22 protein-coding genes are annotated in these 22,201 nt (G+C 71.7%); 16 read left to right on the top strand and 6 right to left on the bottom strand.

The genetic code is table 11. From position 1 onward, the window contains the following. The first annotated feature begins 167 nt into the window (after window positions 1-167). From hisF to H7965_RS01325, 4 genes are all read left to right on the top strand, one after another. A complete protein-coding gene (gene hisF / locus H7965_RS01340) occupies window positions 168-953 on the top strand; it encodes an imidazole glycerol phosphate synthase subunit HisF (RefSeq protein WP_186768712.1) in 786 nt (261 codons plus the stop codon). After that, window positions 954-1,523, top strand: a complete 570-nt coding sequence (locus H7965_RS01335; RefSeq protein ID WP_186768711.1) for a phosphoribosyl-ATP diphosphatase — start codon at window positions 954-956, stop codon at window positions 1,521-1,523. A gap of 21 nt (window positions 1,524-1,544) precedes the next feature. Next, on the top strand, window positions 1,545-1,934 hold the full coding sequence (locus tag H7965_RS01330; RefSeq protein WP_186768710.1) for a histidine triad nucleotide-binding protein: 390 nt from the start codon (window positions 1,545-1,547) through the stop codon (window positions 1,932-1,934). A gap of 68 nt (window positions 1,935-2,002) precedes the next feature. After that, window positions 2,003-2,854 carry a SirB1 family protein gene (locus H7965_RS01325; protein WP_186768709.1) on the top strand — a complete coding sequence of 284 codons (852 nt, stop codon included), beginning with the start codon at window positions 2,003-2,005 and terminating at the stop codon, window positions 2,852-2,854. Between the two features lie 59 nt (window positions 2,855-2,913). Here the strand turns inward: H7965_RS01325 and typA are convergent, their stop codons facing one another. The 3 genes from typA to H7965_RS01310 form a co-directional block, all read right to left on the bottom strand. Beyond that, window positions 2,914-4,743 carry a translational GTPase TypA gene (typA, locus tag H7965_RS01320; RefSeq protein WP_186768708.1) on the bottom strand — a complete coding sequence of 610 codons (1,830 nt, stop codon included), beginning with the start codon at window positions 4,741-4,743 and terminating at the stop codon, window positions 2,914-2,916. A 291-nt stretch (window positions 4,744-5,034) separates the two neighbouring features. Next, window positions 5,035-5,913, bottom strand: a complete 879-nt coding sequence (locus tag H7965_RS01315; RefSeq protein WP_186768707.1) for a hypothetical protein — start codon at window positions 5,911-5,913, stop codon at window positions 5,035-5,037. A 137-nt stretch (window positions 5,914-6,050) separates the two neighbouring features. Then, the gene (locus tag H7965_RS01310) at window positions 6,051-7,073 is read right to left on the bottom strand and encodes an adenosine kinase (RefSeq protein ID WP_186768706.1); all 1,023 of its coding nucleotides are present in this window, start codon (window positions 7,071-7,073) and stop codon (window positions 6,051-6,053) included. A 262-nt stretch (window positions 7,074-7,335) separates the two neighbouring features. Here H7965_RS01310 and H7965_RS01305 point away from each other — a divergent pair, with 262 nt between their 5' ends. From H7965_RS01305 to H7965_RS01280, 6 genes are all read left to right on the top strand, one after another. Next, window positions 7,336-8,016 carry an EI24 domain-containing protein gene (locus tag H7965_RS01305; protein WP_186768705.1) on the top strand — a complete coding sequence of 227 codons (681 nt, stop codon included), beginning with the start codon at window positions 7,336-7,338 and terminating at the stop codon, window positions 8,014-8,016. Between the two features lie 112 nt (window positions 8,017-8,128). Further along, entirely contained in the window at window positions 8,129-8,749 is a 621-nt protein-coding gene (locus H7965_RS01300) for a bactofilin family protein (protein ID WP_315898673.1), read from the top strand. Between the two features lie 96 nt (window positions 8,750-8,845). Beyond that, window positions 8,846-9,349 carry a hypothetical protein gene (locus H7965_RS01295; protein WP_186768704.1) on the top strand — a complete coding sequence of 168 codons (504 nt, stop codon included), beginning with the start codon at window positions 8,846-8,848 and terminating at the stop codon, window positions 9,347-9,349. A gap of 13 nt (window positions 9,350-9,362) precedes the next feature. After that, window positions 9,363-10,292, top strand: coding sequence for an AEC family transporter (locus H7965_RS01290; RefSeq protein ID WP_186768703.1), 930 nt, complete (start codon window positions 9,363-9,365; stop codon window positions 10,290-10,292). Window positions 10,293-10,402: 110 nt separating this feature from the next. Beyond that, entirely contained in the window at window positions 10,403-11,371 is a 969-nt protein-coding gene (locus H7965_RS01285) for a Bug family tripartite tricarboxylate transporter substrate binding protein (RefSeq protein ID WP_186768702.1), read from the top strand. 26 nt (window positions 11,372-11,397) lie between these two features. Then, entirely contained in the window at window positions 11,398-12,426 is a 1,029-nt protein-coding gene (locus H7965_RS01280; RefSeq protein WP_186768701.1) for an SAM-dependent methyltransferase, read from the top strand. Window positions 12,427-12,436: 10 nt separating this feature from the next. Here the strand turns inward: H7965_RS01280 and H7965_RS01275 are convergent, their stop codons facing one another. After that, window positions 12,437-13,075 (bottom strand): SGNH/GDSL hydrolase family protein, encoded by a 639-nt coding sequence (locus H7965_RS01275; protein WP_186768700.1) that lies wholly within the window; start codon window positions 13,073-13,075, stop codon window positions 12,437-12,439. A gap of 342 nt (window positions 13,076-13,417) precedes the next feature. On the opposite strand from H7965_RS01275, the gene H7965_RS01270 reads away from it, so the two are divergent. The 4 genes from H7965_RS01270 (at window position 13,418) to H7965_RS01255 (ending at window position 17,136) form a co-directional block, all read left to right on the top strand. Continuing rightward, window positions 13,418-14,635 (top strand): OpgC family protein, encoded by a 1,218-nt coding sequence (locus H7965_RS01270; protein WP_186768699.1) that lies wholly within the window; start codon window positions 13,418-13,420, stop codon window positions 14,633-14,635. Further along, window positions 14,632-15,384 (top strand): SGNH/GDSL hydrolase family protein, encoded by a 753-nt coding sequence (locus tag H7965_RS01265; protein WP_456308112.1) that lies wholly within the window; start codon window positions 14,632-14,634, stop codon window positions 15,382-15,384. Before H7965_RS01270 ends, H7965_RS01265 begins: the two co-directional genes overlap by 4 nt. Before the next feature lie 166 nt (window positions 15,385-15,550). Then, window positions 15,551-16,909, top strand: a complete 1,359-nt coding sequence (glcF, locus tag H7965_RS01260; RefSeq protein ID WP_186768697.1) for a glycolate oxidase subunit GlcF — start codon at window positions 15,551-15,553, stop codon at window positions 16,907-16,909. Continuing rightward, the gene (locus H7965_RS01255) at window positions 16,906-17,136 is read left to right on the top strand and encodes a DUF2798 domain-containing protein (RefSeq protein WP_186768696.1); all 231 of its coding nucleotides are present in this window, start codon (window positions 16,906-16,908) and stop codon (window positions 17,134-17,136) included. Before glcF ends, H7965_RS01255 begins: the two co-directional genes overlap by 4 nt. Before the next feature lie 60 nt (window positions 17,137-17,196). On the opposite strand, the gene H7965_RS01250 is transcribed toward H7965_RS01255, so the two are convergent. Together H7965_RS01250 and H7965_RS01245 are read right to left on the bottom strand one after the other, a co-directional pair. Further along, window positions 17,197-18,228 (bottom strand): ABC transporter substrate-binding protein, encoded by a 1,032-nt coding sequence (locus H7965_RS01250; RefSeq protein WP_222440415.1) that lies wholly within the window; start codon window positions 18,226-18,228, stop codon window positions 17,197-17,199. Window positions 18,229-18,355: 127 nt separating this feature from the next. After that, a complete protein-coding gene (locus tag H7965_RS01245) occupies window positions 18,356-18,805 on the bottom strand; it encodes a hypothetical protein (protein ID WP_186768694.1) in 450 nt (149 codons plus the stop codon). Window positions 18,806-19,045: 240 nt separating this feature from the next. Between H7965_RS01245 and H7965_RS01240 the strand changes: the two genes are divergently transcribed. Beyond that, window positions 19,046-20,584: an acetolactate synthase large subunit gene (locus H7965_RS01240; protein WP_186768693.1), complete on the top strand. Its 1,539-nt coding sequence runs from the start codon at window positions 19,046-19,048 to the stop codon at window positions 20,582-20,584. A gap of 339 nt (window positions 20,585-20,923) precedes the next feature. Continuing rightward, window positions 20,924-22,162: an efflux RND transporter periplasmic adaptor subunit gene (locus H7965_RS01235; protein WP_186768692.1), complete on the top strand. Its 1,239-nt coding sequence runs from the start codon at window positions 20,924-20,926 to the stop codon at window positions 22,160-22,162. The last annotated feature ends 39 nt before the right edge of the window (window positions 22,163-22,201 follow it).

Below are 22,201 nucleotides of genomic sequence, written 5' to 3'. Positions count from 1 at the left end.
CATCCGCAGATTTGCCCGGACCCTGGATTCAGCGGCGGCATGAATCTCCCATTCATGCCGCTGACACGACACCCCCGCAGCGGATTGGGCGCAGATGCGCAGCATCGGCGCTTGACCCGGCGGCCCATCGGCGGCAAACGGGGCCGCCCAACCGGGAAGGTACCCCCGTGGTCGCATTGCGCGTCATCCCCTGCCTCGACGTGAAGGACGGCCGCGTGGTGAAGGGCGTCAATTTCGTCGCCCTGCGCGATGCCGGAGACCCGGTGGAACAGGCCCGGGCCTATGACCGCGAGGGTGCCGACGAGATCACCTTCCTCGACATCGGCGCGACGCATGAGAACCGCGCCACGATGTACGACGTGGTCAGCCGCACCGCGGCCGAGGTGTTCATCCCGCTAACCGTCGGCGGTGGCGTCCGCAGCGTGGAGGATGTCCGCCGGCTGCTGCTGGCCGGCGCCGACAAGGCCAGCATCAACAGCGCCGCCGTGGCCGAGCCCGAGCTAGTCTCCCGTGCTGCCGAAGCCTTCGGCAGCCAGGCGATCGTCGTCGCGGTGGATGCCAGGCAGACGGCGCCCGGGCGGTGGGAGGTTTTCACCCATGGCGGGCGGCGCGGCACCGGCATCGACGCGGTCGGCTGGGCCCGGCGCATGGCCGCGGCCGGCGCCGGCGAGATCCTGCTGACCAGCATGGACCGGGACGGCACCAAATCCGGTTTCGACCTCGAACTGCTGCGGGCGGTGCGGGCCGCGGTGTCGGTGCCGCTCATCGCCTCCGGCGGCGTCGGCACAGTCGGGCATTTCGTTGAGGGCGCCCGGGCCGGGGCCAGCGGCCTGCTGGCCGCCAGCGTGTTCCACTACGGCGAGTTCAGCATCGGCGATGCCAAGGCGGCGCTGGCAGGGGCCGGGCTGCCGGTCCGCCCGCTGTCCCGTCCACTGCCAACGGAGGCGGCCTGAATGGCCAGGACCGAGAAGAAGAAGCCGGCCAAGGGCGCCGCTCCGGCGTTGCCGCTGGACGCATCGGCCAAGGCCAAGGCGAAGAAGCCGGCCAGGGGCGCCGATCTGCCGCTGCCGCAAGGCGTGCCGGCAAAGGCGAAGAAGCTGCCGAAATCCATCCGCCAGGTCGAGGATCGGGTGCTGAAGCCGCTTGCCGTCGCTCCGGGCGCCGGCGACGCCACGGTGCTCGACCAGCTGTGGGAGACGGTGGAGCAGCGCCGGATCTCCGGCGACATCACCCAATCCCATTCCGCCCGGCTGATGGCGCGCGGCACCGCCAAGGTGGCGCAGAAGCTGGGCGAGGAGGCGGTGGAATGCGTCATCGAGGCGACGCTGGGCCACCGCGCGGAAACCATCCTCGAATCCGCCGACCTGCTGTACCACCTGGTGGTGGTCTGGGTGGATGCCGGCATCCGCCCGGACGAGGTCTGGGCCGAGTTGCGGCGGCGGGAGGGAATCAGCGGCCTGGTCGAGAAGGCCGCCCGCCCCAAGGGCATCGTCCGCGCTGCCCGCACCAGCAAGCTGCCATGACCAGCCACGGGGAGAAGCGCCATGTCCACCTCCGGTAGGCCGCCCTACGACGACGCCAACATCTTCGCCCGCATCCTGCGCGGCGAGATCCCCTGCGACAGAGTGGCGGAGGATGCGCATGCGCTCGCCTTCCACGACATCAACCCGCAGGCGCCGGTGCATGTGCTGGTGATCCCGAAGGGCCGCTACGTCAGCTCTGCGGATTTCCATGCCACGGCGCCGGATGCGGCGATTGCGGGCTTCTGGCGCATGGTGGCGGCGGTGGCGAAGTCGCAGGGGCTGGAGGAGGCGGGCTACCGCGTCCTCTCCAACATGGGGCCGGATGCCGGGCAGGAGGTGCCGCATTTCCATGTCCATATCTTCGGTGGCCGTCGGCTGGGCCGCATGATCGCGCAACCACCCGCAGGGTGATGGTGCCGCCGCCGGGTTGATCCGGCGGCCTCCCTTGCGGTGCCGCCCTGCCGGCGCGACAGTGCGGCATGGCCAGCACCCCCCAGGATGAGGCGCGTGCCGCGCTCGACGCCGCCGGCACCCTGCCCGATGCGGAACTCGACCTCGGCAGCGTCGCGCTCCAGCTCGCCCGGATCGATGCGCCGGAAGCCGATTGGCGCGCCGCCGCCGCGGCGCTGACCGAGCTGGCACAGGCGGCGGTGCGCGCCGCCGCCGCCGATGCGGCGGCCGATGAGGGTGACCCGGACCGTCGCCGGGCGGTACTCGCCGAGGTGATCCACGGCCGCTTCGGCTATTCCGGCGACACCCGCAACTACGAAGATCTGGCCAATGCCAATCTGATCCGGGTGGTGGAGCGGCGGCAGGGGTTGCCGGTCGCCCTCGGCATCCTCTGGCTGCACGCCGCCGAGGCCGCCGGCTGGGTGGCGCATGGCGTCGATTTCCCCGGGCATTTCCTGGTGGCGCTGGAGGGCGGCCGCGCCCAGGCCATCGTCGATGTCTTCGGCGGCGGCACCGGCCTCGCCGCGCCCGAGCTGCGGGTGCTGATCAAGCGGATCGAGGGCGAGCGGGCGGAACTGCGGCCGGGCCTGCTGCGGCTGATGGACAAGCGTGCGGTGCTGCTGCGGCTGCAGAACAACATCAAGCTGCGCCGGCTGCGCAGCGGCGACCTGGTCGCGGCATTGGCCTGCACCGAGGACATGCTGCGGCTGGCGCCGGGCCTTGCGCCGCTGTGGCGGGAGGCCGGGCTGATGAACCAGCGGCTGGACCGGATCGGCGCGGCGCTGAACTGCCTCGACCGCTCGCTGGCGCTGGAGCCGGAGGGCGAGACGGCGAAGCGCACAAGGATGGTGATCGAGGAGTTGCGGCACCGGCTGAATTGAAAAGGGCGCCGAACCCTTCCAGGTTCAGCGCCCCAGGTCGAATGCCCGGCCGGTGCCGCTCAGGCCGCCTGGCTCTCCGCCCGCTTCGCGTGCTTCTTCCGCTCATTCGGGTCGAGGTAGCGCTTGCGCAGCCGGATCGCGGAGGGCGTCACCTCCACCAGCTCGTCGTCCTCGATGTAGGCGATGGCCTGCTCCAGGCTCATCTTCCGCGGCGGGATCAGCAGCAGCGCCTCATCCTTGCCGGCGGCGCGGATGTTGGTGAGCTTCTTCTCCTTGATCGGGTTCACATCCAGGTCGTTGTCCCGGCTGTGCTCGCCGAGGATCATGCCGACATAGACCTTCACTCCCGGGTCGACGAACAGCGTGCCGCGTTCCTGCAGGTAGAACAGCGCGTACTGGATCGCCTCGCCATCGGAGTTGGAGATCAGGCTGCCGTTGCGGCGGCCCTCGATCGGCCCGGCCCAGGGCTGATAGCCGAGGAACAGCCGGTTCATCATGCCGGTGCCGCGGGTGTCGGTCAGGAACTCGCCATGGTAGCCGATCAGGCCGCGCGAGGGGATGTGGAAGGTCAGCCGGACCTTGCCGCCGCCGGAGGGCCGCATGTCCTGCATCTGGCCCTTGCGCTGCGACATCTTCTCGACGACCACGCCGGAATAGCCCTCATCGACGTCGATCAGCGCCTCCTCGAAGGGCTCCTCGCGCTCGCCGGTCTCCGGGTTCTCGCGCGTGAGGACGCGCGGGCGGCCGATGGTCAGCTCGAAGCCCTCGCGGCGCATCTGCTCGATCAGCACGCCGAGCTGGAGCTCGCCACGGCCGGCCACCTCGAAGGCGTCCACTTCCTCGCTGATGCGGACCTTGATGGCGACGTTGCCCTCGGTCTCCTTCATCAGCCGGTCGCGGATCTGCCGCGAGGTCACCTTCTTGCCCTCGCGGCCGCCGAGCGGGCCGTCGTTGATCCGGAAGGTCATGGCGAGGGTCGGCGGATCGACCGGAATGGCGGGGACTGGCTCGACCACCTCCGGGGCGGCGATGGTGTCGGGGATGGTGGCGTCCGACAGGCCGGCGATGGCGATGATGTCGCCCGCCTGCACCTCCTCGACCGGCACGCGGTCGAGGCCGGAGAAGGTCATCAGCTTGGTCAGCCGGCCGGTCTCGACCACGCTGCCGTCCTGGCGCAGCACGCGCACCGGCATGTTGACCCGGCCGATGCCCTGCTCGACCCGGCCGGTCAGGATGCGGCCGAGGAAATTGTCGCTCTCCAGGATGGAGGCGTTCATCGCGAAGGGCTTGTCGAGCTCGACCTTCGGCGCCGGCACATGGCTCAGGATCAGGTCGAACATCGGCGCCAGATCCTTCCGCGCCCCGTTCAGCTCCAGATCCGCCCAGCCTTGCCGGCCGGAGGCGAAGAGGGTGTGGAAGTCGAGCTGCTCATCGGTCGCGCCGAGGGCGGCGAAGAGGTCGAACACCTCATTGTGGACCTCGTCCGGGCGGGCGTCCTGACGGTCGACCTTGTTGATGACGACGATCGGCTTCAGCCCGCGGGCCAGCGCCTTGGTCAGCACGAATTTCGTCTGCGGCAGCGGGCCCTCGGCGGCGTCGCACAGCACGATGGCGCCATCCACCATGGAGAGGATGCGCTCCACCTCGCCGCCGAAATCGGCGTGGCCAGGGGTATCGACGATGTTGATCTTGACGCCCTTCCACTCGACCGCGGTGGATTTGGCGAGGATGGTGATGCCGCGCTCGCGCTCCAGGTCGTTGCGGTCGAGCGCGCGCTCGGCCACCTGCTGGTTGGCGCGGAAGGCGCCGGCCTGCTTCAGGAGCTGATCGACAAGCGTGGTCTTGCCATGGTCGACGTGCGCGATGATCGCGACGTTGCGGAGTTCCATCGGGGTGGTGTTTCCCTAGCGGCCGCAACGCAAAGCGTCGCCGGTCCCGTCGGCACCCTGAAGCGGGCGGCCGAGGGCCAGGCGGAGCAGGCAGGCGGCGTGTTGCAGCGCACACATAGGCGCTTGGCGCCGGGAATGCGAGCCTTGCGTGCGAATGGCGGGCATTTTGCCTGGCCGGGTCCCTATGCACGGCGCTCAGGCGGGGCCGGCGGAAGGTTGCCCGACCGGCCCCAGGGCTGGTTTTCCTGGTCGCCCGGCCGCCGGCGCATCCGGCGCCGGCGGCCTGGCCTCCTACCGGGTGCCGGTGGTGCCGCCGCTCGGGCCGCCGCCGGGGCCGGCGCCGGTGGCGGGGGGCATCATCGTGCCGCTGCCGGTCATACCGGGGTGCGGGGTCAGCGAGCCGGGTGGCGGCGCGCCTTCCTGATTGGTGGCAACGCCGGGCTGGGCCGGGCGCATCGCCGGCTGCTGGGGCGATCCCCGCGTCGGCCCCGGCGTGCTGCCCATGGAGCCCACGCCGGGCGAGCCGGGGCTGCTGCCGGAGAGGCCACCGCTGGCGCCTTCGCCACCGCCGCCCTGCACCCGGATGATGGCATCCGCCCGGCTCATCGAATGCGAGCCCATTCCGTGGTCCCGCATCATCATGGTGCCGCTGCCCTGCATCGGCGCCATGCTGGTGCCGCTGCCGGTCGCCATGTCATCGCGTGGCATAGACGCCAGCGCCGCAAGGGCGAGGTCCATCTCCCGCAGCGCGGCCGTCCGGTCGCGTGCCTGCAACGCGGCGCGCGCGGCGCTGAGCCGTTCCACCGCCGGGCTGCGCATCGGTCGTTCGGCATCCCGGGCCGGCGGCACGACGCGGGTCAGCAGCCGGGTCTCGGCGCGTTCCAGCAATTCGGCCGCTTCGCCGGGCCGGTTGCGGCGCGTCGCCTCCTGCGCCTGGGCGACCCAGCCGCTCGGGTCGGAGGGGCCGGCGGTCAGGCGGTCCGCTTCGGTCGCGGCGCCGCGCTGCCCCGGCAGGCCGGGCGAGGCGGCAAGCTGCTGCTCCTGCCGCATCTGCCGCAGCGACATATCGCCGCCGCCAGAGGCGGCCTGGGAGAGGGCAGGGCCCGCGAACAGCAACGCCCCGAGGGCGGTGCCGGAGGCAAGGGTGGTCAGACGGTGGGTGCGGCGCATCAGGGTCTCCGATCGAGCCGGTGTCCCGCATGCGGCTGACCGCCGACAGGAAGGGGGCCTGGGCGGAAGCCGCGCCGTGCGGTGCCTGGCCGATTCCCGCCCCGCGGCCGGCATGGCCCCGCGGCGATCGGCCGATGCTACCCTAAGACGGAGGAGACCGGGCGGTTCCCGGGCGGCAGCCTGCCGGCGACCAGCGCCTTGAGATCGGCTTGCGGCCGAGCGCCGAAATGCGAGATCACCTCGGCCGCCGCCACCGAGCCCCAGCGGCCGCATTCCGGCAGCGGCAGGCCCTGGGTGTAGGCGGCGAGGAAGCCGGCGGCATAGGCGTCACCGGCGCCGGTGGTGTCGACCACCCGGGTCGGCACCGCCGGCACCTCATGCCGCGCCTCGCCGGCCACCACCAGGCTGCCGGCGGCGCTGCGGGTCAGCGCCGCCAGCCCGACCTCCTCGGCGGCCTGCGTCGCGGCGGCGGCGAAGTCATCGGTCTCGTACAGCGCCAGCAGCTCGCTCTCGTTGGCGAAGAGGATGTCGGCCTCCTCCCGCACGAAGCGGCGGAAGGCTTGGCGGTGGCGCTCGACGCAGAAGGCGTCCGAGAGGCTGATCGCAACCTGCCGCCCTGCCTGGTGGGCGAGGCGGGAGGCTTCGCGGAACGCCGCCTGTGCCGCCGGCGGGTCGAACAGGTAGCCTTCCAGATAGACCACCTTGGCCCGCGCCACCTCCGCCGGATCGACATCGGCGGCGGAGAATTCGACGCAGGCGCCGAGGAAGGTGTTCATCGTCCGCTGCGCATCCGGCGTCACCAGGATGAGGCAGCGCGCGGTCGGCGCCCCGCCCTGCAGCGGCGCGGTCGGGAAATGCACCCCCGCGGCGCGGATGTCATGGCCGAAGACGCCGCCGAGCGCATCCTCCGCCACCTTGCCGAGAAAGCCGACCCGCGCCCCGAGCGCCGCCGCGACGGCGCAGCTATTGGCCACCGAGCCACCGGAGCTTTCCACCCCCGGGCCCATCCGCTGGTACAGCGCCTCGGCCTCCTCGGCGCCGGTCAGCCGCATCGCGCCTTTCGTGAGGTTCTGCGCGGCGAGGAACTCATCCTCCGCCCGGGCCAGCACGTCGACGATCGCATTGCCGATGCCGAGGATGTCGAGGGTAGGCTCGCTCATGTGCGGGATACACCTTTGCCGGCGCGCGGCGTTGCGGGGCGGTTGGCGACGGGATAGAGCGGATCGCGGCGGGGCATGAACGCCCGGAGCGTGAATCCGCTCTAAAAAGAACAGGCTACGGCGGATCGCGGCGGGGCAGGAACGCCCCGGGGCGTGAAGCCGCTCTACACACGACAGGCCACAGCGGAGTGGCATTCAGATCTGAATGTAGTCCGCTGTAGCCTCCGTCCCGACGCGCCGCAACCTCGGGGATTCCGCGCCGATGCTCGCCGCCTGCCTGCTGACCCTGCGCCAGATCGGTGACCCGGCCTTCCTCGGCCCGCTGGTGCGGGGGGTGATCGGCGCCTGCATCGCCTTCCTCGGCCTGGCGGCGGCGGCCGCTTGGCTGGTCGGCTGGCTGGCAGGCGGGGAGGGGTGGCTGGCCGGGCTCGCCGCGGCGGCGGGCGGGCTGATGGCGCTCGGCCTCGCGGTCTGGCTCTTCGTGCCGGTGGTGCTGGCGCTCTCCGGCCTGTTCCTCGACTCGGTGGCGGCGGCGGTGGAGCGGCGCTTCTACCCGGCGCTGCCGCCGGCGAGCGGGGCGGGACTGGGGGCGCAGCTGGCCTTCAACCTCGGCCTCGCGCTCCGCTTCGGGCTGCTGTCGCTGGCGGCGCTGCCGCTGGCGCTGCTGGTGCCGCCCTTCGGTGCGGTGCTGCTGTGGCTGATCTCGACCATCGCCCTCGGCCACGGGCTGTTCGAAGGGGTGGCACAGCGGCGGATGTCGGTGCTCGAGTCGCGCCGGCTGCGGCGGCAACGGGAGGTGCCGGTGCTGGGGCTCGGCGCGGTGCTTGCGGCGATGGCGCTGGTGCCTGGGCTCAACCTGCTGGTGCCGGTGCTGGGCACCGCGGCGATGACCCATCTGATGCATCGCAACACCGGCGGAATGTCCGCGGAAATCCGGATTTGAACGCTGACGTCTGTTGTGCCTGCACAACTCCGCGTGTTAGCCCGGGGCCACCGGGCGCGGTGCCAGATCACCGTTCCGCCGCCCGCGTGACGCTGTGATTAGGGGAAGCAGCATGGCCATCTTCAGCCGCAAACGTGAGGACGGGCCAGGGGCGCCCGGGGCCGATCCTGCGCCGGGCGGCCAGGCCGCGCGCGACGCCGAACTCGGCGTGCCGCCCTATCGCCCTTCTTCCAAGGATGCGCCCAGCATGAACACGGCTCCGAAGCCCTCCGCTGCCCCCGCCGCGCCGACCCTCGGTCCCCGTCCCGCGCCGGTGGGCGTGCCGGCCCGTCCGGTCGGCCGGGCTGATCCGGCGGATCGCCGCACCCTGGTGGTCGGCCGCGGCATCAGCCTCCAGGGCACCGTCACCGATGCCGAGCGGCTGGTGGTCGAGGGCACCGTCGAGAGCCAGATGATCCAGGCAACCGAGCTCTTCGTCGCCCAGGCCGGCGTCTTCAAGGGCGAGGTCCAGGTGGAGGATGCCGAGATCGCCGGCCTGTTCGACGGCACCATCACCACCCGCGGCAGCCTGGTCATCCGTGCCACCGGCAAGGTCACCGGCACCGCCCGCTACCGCAAGCTGCAGGTCGAGGAAGGCGGGCAGGTCTCCGGCAAGATGGAGATGGTGACCGAGGGCCAGCTCGCCGCGGCCCCGGCGCCGGCCCGGCTGTCGGCGGAGCCCGCCGAGGCCTGAGTCCCACCGCGTCCCCGTCTCTGGCCGGAGGCGGGGGACGCCTCTGGGTGCCGCACCCCTTGCGGCCCTGGCCGCCACCCCCGGGACCCGAGCGCCATGGCGCCCCGTCTCCGCCTGCTGCTGCTGCTCCCTGCCGGCTGCGCCGGCGCAGAGGCCCCCACGGCCGAGCTACGCGCGGCGCTGGACCAGGGCAGCGCCAGCCTCGCCGCCATGGGGCAGCTGGTGCCCGCCACGCTTCAGCTGACAGACCCCCCGCCGGATACGCCGCCCTCGGGCGATGCCATCGCCTGGCCGCACCGTCCCGCCCGCCCCGGCGGGCCGCGCGCCGCCGCGCAACTGCTTGGCGTCGGGCCAGGGGAGCTGCGGCGCCTGCTCGGCGAGCCGACGCTGCGCCGGGCCGAGGGGACGGCCGAGGTCTGGCTCTACGCCGGCGGCGGCTGTGCCCTCGACCTCATCCTCTACCCGGCGGCGCGGGGCGGGCTGCGCGTGGCGCATGCCGCGGCCCGGGCGAATGGCGCCGAAGCGCGCACCGAGGCGGCCTGCCTCGGCGAGATCGCCGGGGTGCCGCAGGACACGCCGCGGGCGGGATCCGGCGCATGAGGCACCGCGCGCCTTGAGCCTCTTTCTCGACGTCTTCGTGCCGCCCTTCGGGGCGATGCTGGCTGGCGTGCTGCTGCGCCGCTGGCTGCTGCGGGAGGATGCGATCTGGGCCGGGATCGAGCGGCTGGTGTTCTGGGTGCTGCTGCCGGCGCTGCTGGTCTCGGCCATCGGTGCGGTGGATCTGGCGGCGCTGCCGCTCGGCGGGATGGCGGTGGTGATCTGGCTGGCGCTGCTGGCCGGGGCAGGGCTCAGCCTGCTGCTGGCCCGCGCGGCCGGTACTGACCATGCCGCAACCACCTCGGTCTTCCAGGGCAGCATCCGCTTCAACCAGCTGATGGGCTTCTCCATCATCAGCGGCCTCTACGGCAGCATCGGTACCAGCCTCGGCGCCATCGCCACCGGCCTCATCGTGCCCTTCGTCCAGGTGCTGGTCACCCTGGTCTTCGCGCTGGGCAAGGCGGATGGGCAGCGCCTGTCGCCGCGCCGGGTGCTGCGCCAGCTCGCGGCGAATCCGCTGCTGCTGGCTTGCCTCGCCGGCTTCGCCGTGGCGCTGCTCGGCGGGCTGCCGGCCGGGCTGCGGCCGCTGCTGGCGACCTTCGGCCATGCCTCGGTGGCGCTCGGCCTGCTCTGCGTCGGGGCGGCGCTGTCGCCCTCCGCCATCCGTGGCCGGCTGCCGTTGCAACTGGTGACGGCGGGGCTGAAGCTGGCGGTGATGCCGCTGCTCACCCTCGGCATCGGTCAGGCGCTGGCGCTGGAGCCACTGGCCCTGGCGACCGCGGTGGTCTTCATGGGGCTGCCGACGGCGACGACCAGCTATGTCATGGCCCGTGCCATGGGCGGCGACGCGCCGCTGATGGCGGCGGTGATCACCCTGCAGCACCTGCTGGCGGCGCTCAGCCTGCCGTTGCTGATCGGGCTGCTCGGGGCAGTGCCCCACCCCTGAGCTTCAGGCCGGCGTTGTCCGGCCCTCGCGGCAATGCGTCCGGGGCCGTGACGGAAGCCCTGCGCATCGGCTAGATGCGAAGACGGACGACGGTGCGGGGACAGCAGGCGATGCTCGGACGACGCGGGGTTATGGCGGGGCTTGGCGGTATGGCGGCGCTGGCCGGGCCGGCGCGGGCGCAGGGCTTCCCCGACCGGCCGCTGCGCTGGGTGGTCGGCTACCCGCCGGGCGGCGCCAGCGACCTGTTCGCCCGGCTGATCGGCGCCCATCTCACCGCCCGGCTCGGCCAGAATGTGGTGGTGGAGAACCGCCCCGGCGGCGGCGCGGTGCTGGCCAGCGAGATGGTCAGCCGCAGCCCGGCCGATGGCTATACCCTGATGCACGTCGACAACGGCATCCTGGTCTACAACCCGGCGCTCTACACGCGCCTGCCCTATGATCCCGACCGCGACTTCCAGGGCGTCGGCTTCATCGGCCGCTTTCCGCTGTTCATCGTGGTGCGGCCCGACAGTCCGGTGAAGGATTTTTCCGACTTCGTCGCCCAATCGAAAACACGGGCACCGAACTACGGAACCCCGGCGGTGGCCTCGCCGCACCATCTGGCGATGGAGATGGTCAAGCGCCGCACCGGACTGGAGGCGACGCATGTGCCTTACCGCGGCGGGCCGGCGGCGATGCAGGACCTGCTGGCGGGCAATGTCGATTGCGTCGTCATCGATTGCGCCACCGGCATCCCCTTCATCGCCGGCAAGCGGGTGAAGACCCTCTGCGTCTTCTCCGAGGCGCGGAGCCCGCGGGCGCCGGAGGTGCCGACCCTGCGGGAGATGGGCTTCGCCAATGCCATCGCCTATGGCTGGCAGGGGATGAGCGTGCCGGCGGGGGTGCCGGCACCGATTGTCGCCCGGCTGGCCGAGGCGCTGCGGGGCGGCGTCGCCGCCGATGACGTGCAGGCCCGCTACCGTGACCTCGGCATCGAGAGCACGCCCTGGAGCCCGGCGGAATTCCAGGCCTTCGTGCAACGCGAGAATGCCGAATGGCGGCCGCTGATCCGCGAGCTGGGAATCAAGCTCGACAGCTAGCGCCGCAGGCGCCACAGCCTGTGGCGATGATCGCCGGAATCCTTCGACACCTCACCCGCTGGCGGCGGCGCCACCGCGTCCTGCCCTTTGTCGGGGATACCAGGCTGCGCGGGGAGCGCGAGGCGGAGCTGGCCCGCTGGTCGGTGAAGGTGCTCGGCGCCGAGATGGCGCAGCGCCACTACGCCGCCGGCCTCGCCGGGCCGGTCGCGCCGGTGCCGGAAGGACCAAGCCCGGCCGGGCTGACCAGCCGCAGCTGCCGGCAATCCGACATCGAGGCCGATTGGCTGCGCCATTGGTGCAGGCTGCTCGGCACGCCGCCGGTCTATCATCGCAAGCTCTGGGAGAATTGCTTCATCCTCCAGGCGTTGTGGGAGGCGGGGATGCTGGCACCCGGCCGCCGCGCCCTGGGCTTCGCGGTCGGCCGGGAATCCCTGCCCGCGATCCTCGCCGCGCATGGCGTGGCGGTGGTGGCGACCGACCTTGATGGCGGCGACGCCCGCGCCCGGGACTGGATCGCCACCGGTCAGCACGGCAGCGCGGCGGAGGCGCTGTTCCGCCCGGCGCTGCTGCCGCGGGCCGAATTCGACGCCAGGGTCAGCTTCCGCACCGCCGATATGGCGGCGATCCCGGAGGATCTGCGGCAGGGTGGCTTCGACCTGGTGTGGTCGGCCTGCGCCATGGAGCATCTCGGCAGCCTTGAGCGCGGGATGCGCTTCGTCGAGCAGGCGATGCGCTGCCTGCGGCCGGGCGGCATCGCGGTGCACACCACGGAGTTCAATCTCGACGAGCTGGCCGGCACCCTTAGCCGCGGCGCCACCGTGCTCTACCAGCGGCGGCATCTGGAGGCGCTGGCGGCGCGGCTGGCGGCGCAGCGCCATGAAATGCTGCCGCTGGATGACGGCCATGGCAGCGGGATGCTGGACCGCTTCGTCGACCTCCCGCCTTTCGAGGAGGCGGGCTCGCCGCTCGGTACGGTCTTCCCGCCGCATCTGCGGCTTTCGGTGCGGGGCTTCCCGGTGACCTCGGCCGGGTTAATTGTGCGGGCGGGGGGGTAGCCGGCCCGCCTCAGCGGTGGGCGATCAGCGCCGGGCCCACCGCATCCTGCATCGCGCGCGACAGCGCCGCCGCCACGCAGGCGTAGCCGCGGTCGTTGTGGTGCAGCCCGTCGGGCGACAGCATCTCGGCATTCGGCGTGCCGGCTTCCTCCCAGGCGCGCATCAGCGCGGCGCGGGAGAACAGCGGCGCCCGGGCGTGCAGCGCCAGGTCATGCAGCGCCGAGTCGAAGCGGCTGTAATGCGGCGCCGAGAGGATGCGCGGCGCCCGCTGGCTGTCCATCAGCACCACCTCGGCGCCGGCGGCCCGGACGCGGGCGATGCCGTGCGCCATGGCGGCGCTGAAGCTCTCCGGCGCCATGCCCCGCAGCACGGCATTGGCGCCGGCCTGCCAGATGACGATGGCCGGGCGTTCGGCCAGCACGTCGGCGTCAAGCCGGGCCAGCATCTCACCGACTTCCTGGCCGCCCTTGCCGCGGTTCAGGATCCTGACCCGCAACCCCGGCAGGGCTTGGCGCAGTCTGGCCTGGAGCTGGGCGGGGTAGGTCATGGCATCATCGCTGGCACCGGCGCCCTCGGTGGAGGAGGAGCCGAAGGCGACAATGGTCAGCGGCCGTCCGGCCTGCACCGCGGCGCGGGCCCGCGGCAGCACCAAGTTCTGGGCGGGCGCGGGCGGGCAGGGCTCCGCCGCTGCCCCTGGGGGAAGGGCAAGCGACGCAAGGCACAGCAATACGGTGAAAAAACCTCGCATCGTGCAAAAATGGCGCAAGCGGGAGGGGCTGAACAAGGCGAAATCGTGTGCTCAGCTCCTCAGGCATGATGGATCTGGCATGCGTCCAGGCAGCGCCAGCGTATGAAAAATCCGTAATCCGTCGCCACGGCTGGGATGTGGCAACATGCCTGGTTGCCGCTCCCCGCGACTGCGGTTGCCGAAGGGCAATCCCGGCTTGCATGCGGCGCCGGCCTCCCGCATGGAGCACCCGCGGAGGTGTCGATGCGGAGCCTGATCCGCGGTGCGCAGGAGGCCAGCCCCAAATCGGGGGCGAGGCGCGACCTGAGGGTCGATTTCTTCCGCGGCATCGCGCTGTTCTGCATCTTCATCGACCATGTGCCGGGCAATTGGCTCGGCCTCCTCACCTTGCGCAACATCGCCCTCTGCGATGCCACCGAGGCCTTCGTGCTGCTGGCCGGCTATGCCGCCGGGCTGGCCTATGGCGCGACCCTCGACCGCCGCGGTTTCACCTTCACCGCCGCCTCCCTGCTGCGCCGCGTCGGCACGCTCTATGTCGCGCATATCTTCCTGCTGGTGGTCTTCACCGCGCAGGTCGGCTTTTCGGCGGCGGCGCTCGACACCACCGCCTATCTCGACGAGCTGCACCTGGATGTCTTCGCCGAGCAACCCTACCAGGCGCTGCTGCAGGCGCTGCTGCTGCGCTTCCAGCCGGCCTTCCTCGACATCCTGCCGCTCTACATCGTGCTGCTGCTGCTGCTGATCCCGGCCTCGCCGCTGCTGCGTCACCCGGCGGTGCTGCTGGGGCTGTCGGGCGCCGGCTACCTGGTGGTGCGGCTGCTCGACCTCAACCTGCCGGGCTGGACCGGCGGCGGCTGGTTCTTCAACCCGCTGGCCTGGCAGCTGCTGTTCTTCGCCGGCTGCGCACTGGGCTACGTGCCGCGGGCGGCGGGGCGGCGGGGCACCCCGCCGGCGGTGCCCTTCCACCCGCTGTTGGCGGCGGCGGCGGGGCTGGTGCTGGTGGTTGGCGCCGCCGCCATGCTGATCGCCTATGCCGATGCCGACAGCTTCGCCGGGCTGCCCGAGAACGTCGCCCTGGTGCTGGCGGATGTGGACAAGACCGGCCTGCACCCCTTCCGCCTCGTCTCGATACTGGCGCTGGCTTACCTGCTCGGCCATCTGGTCCCCTTCGACGCCGGCTGGGTGCGCAGCCGGGTGGCGGCGCCCTTCGTGCTGATGGGACAGCACGGGCTGCCGGTGTTCTGCACCGGCATCTTTCTCTCCTTCCTCGGCCGGCTGGCGCTGGAGCAGGCGGAGGGCTGGCTGATGCAGCTGGCGGTGAACCTCGCTGGCCTTGCCGTGCTTGTCGGGGTCGGCGCCATCGCCGCCTGGTACCGGCTGCGTGAACAGGCGCCGGTCCAGCGGCCGGCCGCTGACGCCTTGCCGGATGTCGCGCCCTCTTCTACGACTCCAGTGCAATGAGCTGGTTACGACGCCTCCTGTTGCTGGGCGTGCTCCTTGTCCCCGTCGGGGCGACGGCGGCGGGCCCGCCCGCTTGTGGGGCGCCGATGGAACTGCTGGACCCGGGCGCGCCGCTGCCCACAGTGGCCCGGGCGGTCACGGCCGGGGCGCTGCGGATCCTGGTCGTCGGCTCCGCCTCGGTGCTCGGCCCTGGCACCAGCGGCCAGGCCGCCGGCTGGCCGGCTCGGTTGCAGGCCCTGATCCTCGCGCGTCGCCCCGGCCTGAAGCTGGAGCTGCGGGTCCGCGGCGCCCGCGGCGCCACCGCCACCGACACCGCCGGCATGCTGCGCGAGGAACTCGCCCGCAAGCCAGCTGATCTGGTGCTGTGGCAGACCGGCACTGTGGAGGCGGCGCGCGGCCTGGAGGTCGATGAGATGGTCGAGGCGCTGCACGGCGGGCTCGACCAGTTGAAGGCGGCCGGCGCCGGTGCGGTGCTGATCGACCCGCAATTCTCCCGCTTCCTGCGCGCCAATGCCAATGTCGATGCATATCGGGAGGCGTTGCGCTTGGTTGCCGCGGCGCATGGCGTGCCGCTGTTCCGGCGCTACGAGGTGATGCGGCACTGGGCCGAGACCGACACGATCGACCTGGAACGCGCGCCCCGCAACGCGCGCACCGCAGTGACCGACCGGCTCAACGATTGCCTGGCTCAGGCGATCGCCATGCTGCTGCGCGCGGCGGTGGCGGAGGCGCGCGCGGCCACGCCGTGAGGTTTGCCGGCATGGATGCCGCAGCACCCATGCCCTTGAACCGTCGGCCTGCCGCCGTGGCCCTGGCTGCGGGGCACGGGACACAACGGCTGTGGCCGGCCGGCGGGGGAAGGCTGGCCCGACGAGGCGCGGCGGCCTATATCCAGGGGCCGTCCCGCGAGGCCTCATGCAGACCAGCTTCACCCCGGAACAGCTGAAGGATGCCGATACGCGGGAGAGCAATAGCATTCTCCGCACCTGCGTCCATTGCGGTTTCTGCACCGCCACCTGCCCGACCTTCGTGCTGCTGGGCGACGAGCTGGACAGCCCGCGCGGCCGCATCTACCTGATCAAGGACATGCTGGAGAGCGGCCGGCCCGCCACCGAGGAGGTGGTGCGCCATGTCGACCGCTGCCTCTCCTGCCTGTCCTGCATGACCACCTGCCCCTCCGGCGTGAACTACATGCATCTGGTGGATCACGCCCGGCGCTACATCGAGGAAACCTACACCCGGCCCTGGCCGGAACGCGCCCTGCGCCGGCTGCTCGGCCGGCTGCTGCCCTATCCGCGCCGGTTCCGGCTGGCGTTGCAGGGCGCCCGGCTGGCGCGCCCCTTCGCCGGGCTGATCCCGGGCGGCTCGATGACCGCGGCGCGGCTGCGCGCCATGCTGCGGCTGGCGCCGCGGAGCCTGCCGCCGGCCGGCCCGGCCGCGCGGCCGCAGATCCACCGGGCCGAGGGCGAGCGGCGCGGCCGGGTCGCCCTGCTCACCGGCTGTGCCCAGCAGGTGATCTCCCCATCGATCAACGAGGCGACGATCCGGCTGCTGACGCGAATGGGGATCGAGGTGGTGGTGACCGCCGGCCAGGGCTGCTGCGGCGCGCTCAACCATCATCTGGGCGAGCATGACCCGGCGATGCGCCTGGCCCGCGCGAATATCGCCGCCTGGAGCGCCGAGCTGGAAGGTGAGGGGCTGGATGCGGTGGTGGTCAACGCCTCCGGCTGCGGCACCACGGTGAAGGACTACGGCTTCATGTTCCGCGAGGAGCCGGAGCCCTGGAAACGGCGGGCCGCGGCGATCGCCGGCATCGCCATGGACATCTCGGAGGTGCTGGTGAAATTCGGCTATGCGCCGCGGCGGGAGGAAGCACCGGGGCTGACCGTCGCCTACCACGCCGCCTGTTCCCTGCAGCACGGCCAGAAGATCATCGCCGCGCCGAAGCAGCTGCTGCTCCGTGCCGGCTTCCGGGTGAAGGAGCCGGCCGAGGCGCATCTCTGCTGCGGCAGTGCCGGCACCTACAACCTGCTGCAGCCCGAGATCGCCGGACGGCTGCGCGAACGGAAGCTGGCGAACCTCGAACGCACTGGGGCGGATCTGCTGGCGGCCGGCAACATCGGCTGCCTGACCCAGCTCGACGGCGGCGGGCTGCCGGTCGCGCATACGGTGGAGCTGCTGGACTGGATGGCCGGCGGGCCGCCGCCGCCGGCGGTGGAGGCGGCGCGGCAGCGCCAGGCCAGTTCCGAGGCGGCACGGCAATCCGCGGCATGATCCCGGCCCGCTACGCCGCGGCGCTGTTCCCGCTGGTCATGACCTTCTTCATGGCTGGCGTGGTCTCCCTGCTGCTCACCCTGGTCAATCTCGGCACGCCGCCTGGCTTCCTGCGGCTCTGGCTGCTCAACTGGGCCCTGGCCTGGAGCTTCGCCTTTCCCGCCGCGATGATGGCGATCCCGATCGCCCGGCGCATCGTCGGCTGGCTGACCACGGCGCCGCGCTGAGCGTGGGGTAGGGCGCCGGTCGGCCCGCCCCACGCGCAGGGGCGGGGGCTGGTCGGCGCCTCAAACCTTGCCGATGCCCTTGTTGACCAGCGACAGATCGAAGGCCTTCCGCCAGTCGAGGTCGCGCGGCAGCACCCCGACCTCCGCCACCGCCGCATGGAAGCGCTGCCAGCGCGCCTCGGTCATCGCGCCGATGCCGAGGGTCGCCGCATCGCCCGAGCGGACGATGCCATGCTCGTTCATCATCCGCGTGCCGAAGGCGATCAGCTCGTCGGTCATCTCGGGGTTCTGCGACTTGATGAGCGCATTGGCGGCGGCGGTGTCGAAGCCGCCGGCCGGCCCCTTCAGATACTGGTCCCAGCCTTCCATCGAGGCATCGATGAAGCGCTGCACCACCTCGCGCCGCTCGCTCAGCGTCTTCGCGCCGATGTTGATGGTCGTGCCATAATTCTCAAAGCCGGCGTCATGGATCAGCAGCGTATCCGGGTTCACCCCGGCGGCGCGGATCGAGAAGGGCTCGCTGCCCAGATAGCCCTGCTGGACGAGCTGCTTGTCGAGCAGGAAGGGCTGCAGGTTGAAGGTGTAGGGGCGAAGCTGGTCTTCCCGCAGGCCGTATTTCTTCACCAGGAAGGGCCACCAGGTCACCCGCGCCTCGGCACCGACCAGGATGGTGCGGCCGCGCAGCGCCTCGAACCCGCTGAGGCCGGTGTTCGGATGGGCGATCAGGACCTGCATGTCCTTCTGGAAGATCGCCCCGATGCAAAGGAAGGGGATGTTCTCGCGGACGAAATTCAGCGCCACCAGCCCATTGCCCATGGACATGTCGACGCGCCCGCCGAGCAGCAGCTGCGCCGGGTTGACCTGCGGCCCGCCGGTGCGGAGGTCGACCTCCAGCCCTGCCTTGCGGTACAGCCCCGCGGCCTGGGCCTGGTAGAAGCCGCCGTGCTCCGCCTGGGCCCGCCAGTTGGTGACGAAGGACACCCGGTCGAGGCGCGGCTGCGCGCGCACCGGCCCCGCCACCAGCAGCGGCGCCCCGGCCCCGAGCAGACCCAGCGCCGCACGGCGCGACAGGCGGTAGCGTTGCACGGTCATCGGATCGGTCCCCTTCCCTGGCGGAGCGGCCATGCCGGCCGACTGCCTCGCGCAACAAAGTGACATGCCGGGGCCATCGCGCAAGCGCCGCAATGGCCTCGGCGGCGGGCGGGGAGCCGGCTTGGCCTCAGCGTCGCAGCCGCAATGGCCGCAGCAGCAGCAGCGCGGTGCCGAAGCCCCAGGCGCCGTTGTAGAGGCCGGCCCGCAGCCAGACCTGCTTGTTGCCGCCGGCGAAGAGCGGCAGCCCCTTCATTGTGGCCACCAGGGTGAAGGCGACCAGGGTCAGGGCCAGCGCGCCGAAAATGAAGCCGGTCAGCAGCGCCGGCAGCGATGCGCGTTGCAGCAGCGCTGCCAGCACGATCCCCCAGATCCCGCCCCAGAAGGCTTGCGACAGCACTGTCGGGATACCGAAGGGCGGCACCGGGGCCAGGTTGAAGGGCGCCCCCACCCGGCCGAACAGGTTTCCCGACCAGGGCAGGTAAGTGCCCAGGTTGTGCAGGATGAAGGCGGTGCCCTGGTGGAACACCAGCACCGCGACGAATCCGGCGAGAAAGCCGAAGAGGATGGTTCTGGCCATGCATCAACCCTAAAGCGGTTTCATCTCGCAGAGAGACGGTAAGCGTGATCCGCCCAAGCGGAGAACTGCGAATTCGAACCGACCCAATGGTGGCTGGTGCATGGCCGACCCGAACTCCCCTGAAGCCGCGATAATCGTTTCAGGTACGGCATCCAGCGTTTCGCGTGGTGCCGGGCTTGCGGCAGTCGCTCGCCGCGCGCACCCTTCGCCGCCGCAACCGGAATAGGGGAGAGTGACGCCGTGAACGGAGCCGAAAGCCTGGTGCATACCCTGCTGGGGAGCGGCGTCGACGTCTGCTTCACCAACCCCGGCACCAGCGAGATGCATTTCGTCGCGGCGCTGGACCGCATCCCCGGCATGCGCTGCGTCCTCGGCCTGCAGGAGAACATCGTCACCGGCGCCGCCGACGGCTACTGGCGCATGGCCGGCAAGCCGGCCGCGACCCTGCTGCATTGCGGCCCGGGCCTGGCGAATGGCCTTGCCGGGCTGCACGATGCCAGGCGGGCGCGCAGCGGCATCGTCAACATCGTCGGCGACCAGGCGGTCTACCACCGGCCCTATGACGCGCCGCTGACCGCCGACACCGAGGGCTGGGCCCGCGGCGTCTCCGCATTCGTCCGCACAGCGACAAGGGCCGAGGATGTCGGCGCCGATGCCGCCGTGGCGGTGCAGGCGGCGCGGACCTCGCCCGGCCAGGTGGCGACCCTGATCCTGCCCTCCGACAGCTCCTGGAACGAGGGTGGCGTGGTCGGCCAGGCGCTGCCGGTGCCGGCGGTGCCGCAGGCCGACCCGCATGCGGTGAAGCAGGTGGCGCGCATCCTGCGGGAGCAGAAGAACGTGCTGCTGCTGCTCGGCGGCCTCGCCCTGACCGAGGGCGCCCAGCGCCAGGCCCACCGGATCGCCGCCGCCACCGGCGCGCGGCTGCTGGCGGAAGGCTCCAACGGCCGGATCCAGCGCGGCCAGGGGCGGCTCCAGCTCGACCGCGTGCCTTATGTGGTCGAGCAGGCCCTGGCGGTGCTCGGTCAGGTGCAGCACCTGGTGCTGGTCAATGCCCGCGACCCCGTCGGCTTCTTCGGCTATCCCGGCAAGCCTAGCCGGCTCTACCCGCCGGATGCCGCGGTGCATGTGCTGACCCGCAACGAGCAGGACGCCGAGGCGGCGCTGGCTGCCCTGGCGGATGAGCTGGGCGCGCCAGCCGTTGCCATCCCCTCGGCCGGGCCGCGGCCGGAGGCGCCGCGCGGTGCGCTGAGCCCGGAAGGCCTCGCCCAGGCGGTGGCGGCGCTGATGCCGGAAGGGGCGGTCATCGTCGACGAATCGGTCACCTACGGCCGCGGCTTTTTCCCGCAAACCTATGCTGCCCCGGCGCATGACTGGCTGCAGAACTGCGGCGGCGCCATCGGCTACGGCCCGCCGGTGGCGACCGGCGCGGCGATCGGTGCCGGCGGGCGGCGAGTCATCGCCCTGCAGGCCGACGGCAGCGCCATGTACACACCCCAGGCGCTCTGGACCCAGGCGCGGGAGAAGCTGCCGGTGACCACGGTGCTGCTCTCCAACCGCAAATACCAGATCCTGATCGGCGAATACCGCAACGTCGGCGCCAACCCGGGACGGACCGCGATGGACATGCTGGACCTCGGCAATCCCGACATCGGCTGGGTGAAGCTGGCCAACAGCATGGGGGTGGAGGCCGCCCAGGCGAGCACGCTGGAGGCGCTGGGCGACCTCATGGCGCAATCCTTCGCCCGGCCAGGGCCGTTCCTGATCGAATTGCTGATATAGTCCAGAGCGGTGACGCAAGACTCCATCATTGTGTTTTTAAGTTAATTTTTGGATTTCGCTGGTTTCAGGTTTCGCACAATCTCCCCGTAAGGGAGCGGTGTGCATGGTCCAGCATCCGGCCGAACTCCGGCCGGATGCTGCCCGACTTCAACGCGGCAGCAGGGATGGAGCGCGCCGCGTGGTGGGGTCTGAACAGCGATGAATATGCTGAACCAGCCGCCGTTGCCGGTGCCGCCCAAAGAGGTGGCGAAGCCGGAACCGCCGGGCGCGCCGAGTTTCGCCGTACCCGACAAGGCGGAAGTTTCCTCCGCGCGTCCACCGCTTTCGCCCGCGCCGCCCGTGGCTCCCCCCGCCCTGCGGAAGGGCCGTCGCCTGGCGCTGATCGGCGGCGCGCTGGCGCTGCTGGCGGCGGGCGGCGCCGCGCTCTACGACTCGATGGCGCGCAAGGTGCCGGTGCCGCAGTCGCCGCCTGCTACGGCCACCGAGCCGCTGGCGCAGGGCGAATTCCGCCTGTCGGACGCCGAGATGCGCGCGCTGCGGATCGAGGCCATGCAACTCCGCGAGTTCCGCGCCGAGCGCATCGCCGAGGGCCGCATCGCCTATAACGAGGACCGTGCCACGCCGGTCTTCTCCCCCTACAACGGCCGGGTCGTCCGCGCCCTCGCCCGCATGGGCGACACCGTCGCCGCCGGCGACCCGTTGTTCGAGATCGAGACCACCGACCTTGCCGGCGCGGCCAACGACCTGCTGGCGGCGGCCGATGCCGCCAACAAGGCCCGCGCCACCCTCGACCAGGCGCGGCGCGAGGAAGCCCGCCAGGCCAGCCTGTTCGGCGCCCGCGCCACCTCGCAGCGGGATGTCGAGCAGGCGAGGGTCGCCGCCGCCAATGCCGCGGCTGACCTGCGCAGCGCCGAGGCCACCCTGGCGGCGGCGCGGGACAAGCTGCGGGTGCTCGGCCGCAGCCCCGAACAGGTCGCCCGGATCGAGCTGACCCGCATGGTGGATGCGGTGGTGCCGGTGCCCGCGCCGATCGCCGGCACCGTGGTGCAGCGCCGGGTCGGTCCCGGCCAATGGCTCTCGAGCGGCGCCACCGATCCGGTCCTCACCATTGCCGACCTCTCCACCATGTGGCTGGTCGCCGCGGTGCGGGAACTGGATGCGCCGATGATCCGCCCCGGCCAGCCGGTGGAGGTCATGGTGGGGGCTCTGCCCGGGCGGCGTTTCGATGCCCGCATCGCCATGGTGGGCGCCGGCCTCGATCCGGTCACCCGGCGACTGACGGTGCGCGCCGAGGTGCAGGACCCCGACCGGCTGCTGAAGCCGGAGATGTTCGCCACCTTCCGCATCGCGGTGGGGGAGGGCCAGCAGGGTCTCGCGGTGCCGGTGAACGCCATCATCTATCGTGGCGCCGAGGCTTCGGTCTGGGTGGCGCTGGACGGCAACCGCTTCATCCTCCGCCGCATCACCCCCGGCATCCGCTCCGGCGAGGTGGTCGAGGTGACGGAAGGGCTCAATCCCGGCGAGCGCGTGGTGACGGGCGGCGCGCTCTTCATCGACCGGGCGGCCCGGATCGACTGAGGACAAGTGAGGGGATGCCGCGCCGTCAGGCTGCATGGG

It is taken from the genome of Siccirubricoccus deserti (assembly GCF_014283215.1).
Lineage (GTDB): Bacteria > Pseudomonadota > Alphaproteobacteria > Acetobacterales > Acetobacteraceae > Siccirubricoccus > Siccirubricoccus deserti.
Note: the sequence above shows the minus strand (reverse complement) of the source record. Positions and strands in the feature narration are given on the sequence as shown.

Bases quoted from the DNA above. Each gene is read 5' to 3' on its own strand.
- H7965_RS01305 (WP_186768705.1), top strand. From the start codon at position 7,336: ATGCTCGCCGCCTGCCTGCTGACCCTGCGCCAGATCGGTGACCCGGCC.
- H7965_RS01245 (WP_186768694.1), bottom strand. From the start codon at position 18,805: ATGGCCAGAACCATCCTCTTCGGCTTTCTCGCCGGATTCGTCGCGGTG.
- H7965_RS01280 (WP_186768701.1), top strand. From the start codon at position 11,398: ATGATCGCCGGAATCCTTCGACACCTCACCCGCTGGCGGCGGCGCCAC.
- H7965_RS01285 (WP_186768702.1), top strand. From the start codon at position 10,403: ATGCTCGGACGACGCGGGGTTATGGCGGGGCTTGGCGGTATGGCGGCG.
- H7965_RS01265 (WP_456308112.1), top strand. From the start codon at position 14,632: ATGAGCTGGTTACGACGCCTCCTGTTGCTGGGCGTGCTCCTTGTCCCC.
- H7965_RS01270 (WP_186768699.1), top strand. From the start codon at position 13,418: ATGCGGAGCCTGATCCGCGGTGCGCAGGAGGCCAGCCCCAAATCGGGG.
- typA (WP_186768708.1), bottom strand. From the start codon at position 4,743: ATGGAACTCCGCAACGTCGCGATCATCGCGCACGTCGACCATGGCAAG.
- H7965_RS01300 (WP_315898673.1), top strand. From the start codon at position 8,129: ATGGCCATCTTCAGCCGCAAACGTGAGGACGGGCCAGGGGCGCCCGGG.
- H7965_RS01330 (WP_186768710.1), top strand. From the start codon at position 1,545: ATGTCCACCTCCGGTAGGCCGCCCTACGACGACGCCAACATCTTCGCC.
- glcF (WP_186768697.1), top strand. From the start codon at position 15,551: ATGCAGACCAGCTTCACCCCGGAACAGCTGAAGGATGCCGATACGCGG.
- H7965_RS01315 (WP_186768707.1), bottom strand. From the start codon at position 5,913: ATGCGCCGCACCCACCGTCTGACCACCCTTGCCTCCGGCACCGCCCTC.
- H7965_RS01250 (WP_222440415.1), bottom strand. From the start codon at position 18,228: ATGACCGTGCAACGCTACCGCCTGTCGCGCCGTGCGGCGCTGGGTCTG.
- H7965_RS01325 (WP_186768709.1), top strand. From the start codon at position 2,003: ATGGCCAGCACCCCCCAGGATGAGGCGCGTGCCGCGCTCGACGCCGCC.
- H7965_RS01255 (WP_186768696.1), top strand. From the start codon at position 16,906: ATGATCCCGGCCCGCTACGCCGCGGCGCTGTTCCCGCTGGTCATGACC.
- H7965_RS01295 (WP_186768704.1), top strand. From the start codon at position 8,846: ATGGCGCCCCGTCTCCGCCTGCTGCTGCTGCTCCCTGCCGGCTGCGCC.
- H7965_RS01335 (WP_186768711.1), top strand. From the start codon at position 954: ATGGCCAGGACCGAGAAGAAGAAGCCGGCCAAGGGCGCCGCTCCGGCG.
- H7965_RS01310 (WP_186768706.1), bottom strand. From the start codon at position 7,073: ATGAGCGAGCCTACCCTCGACATCCTCGGCATCGGCAATGCGATCGTC.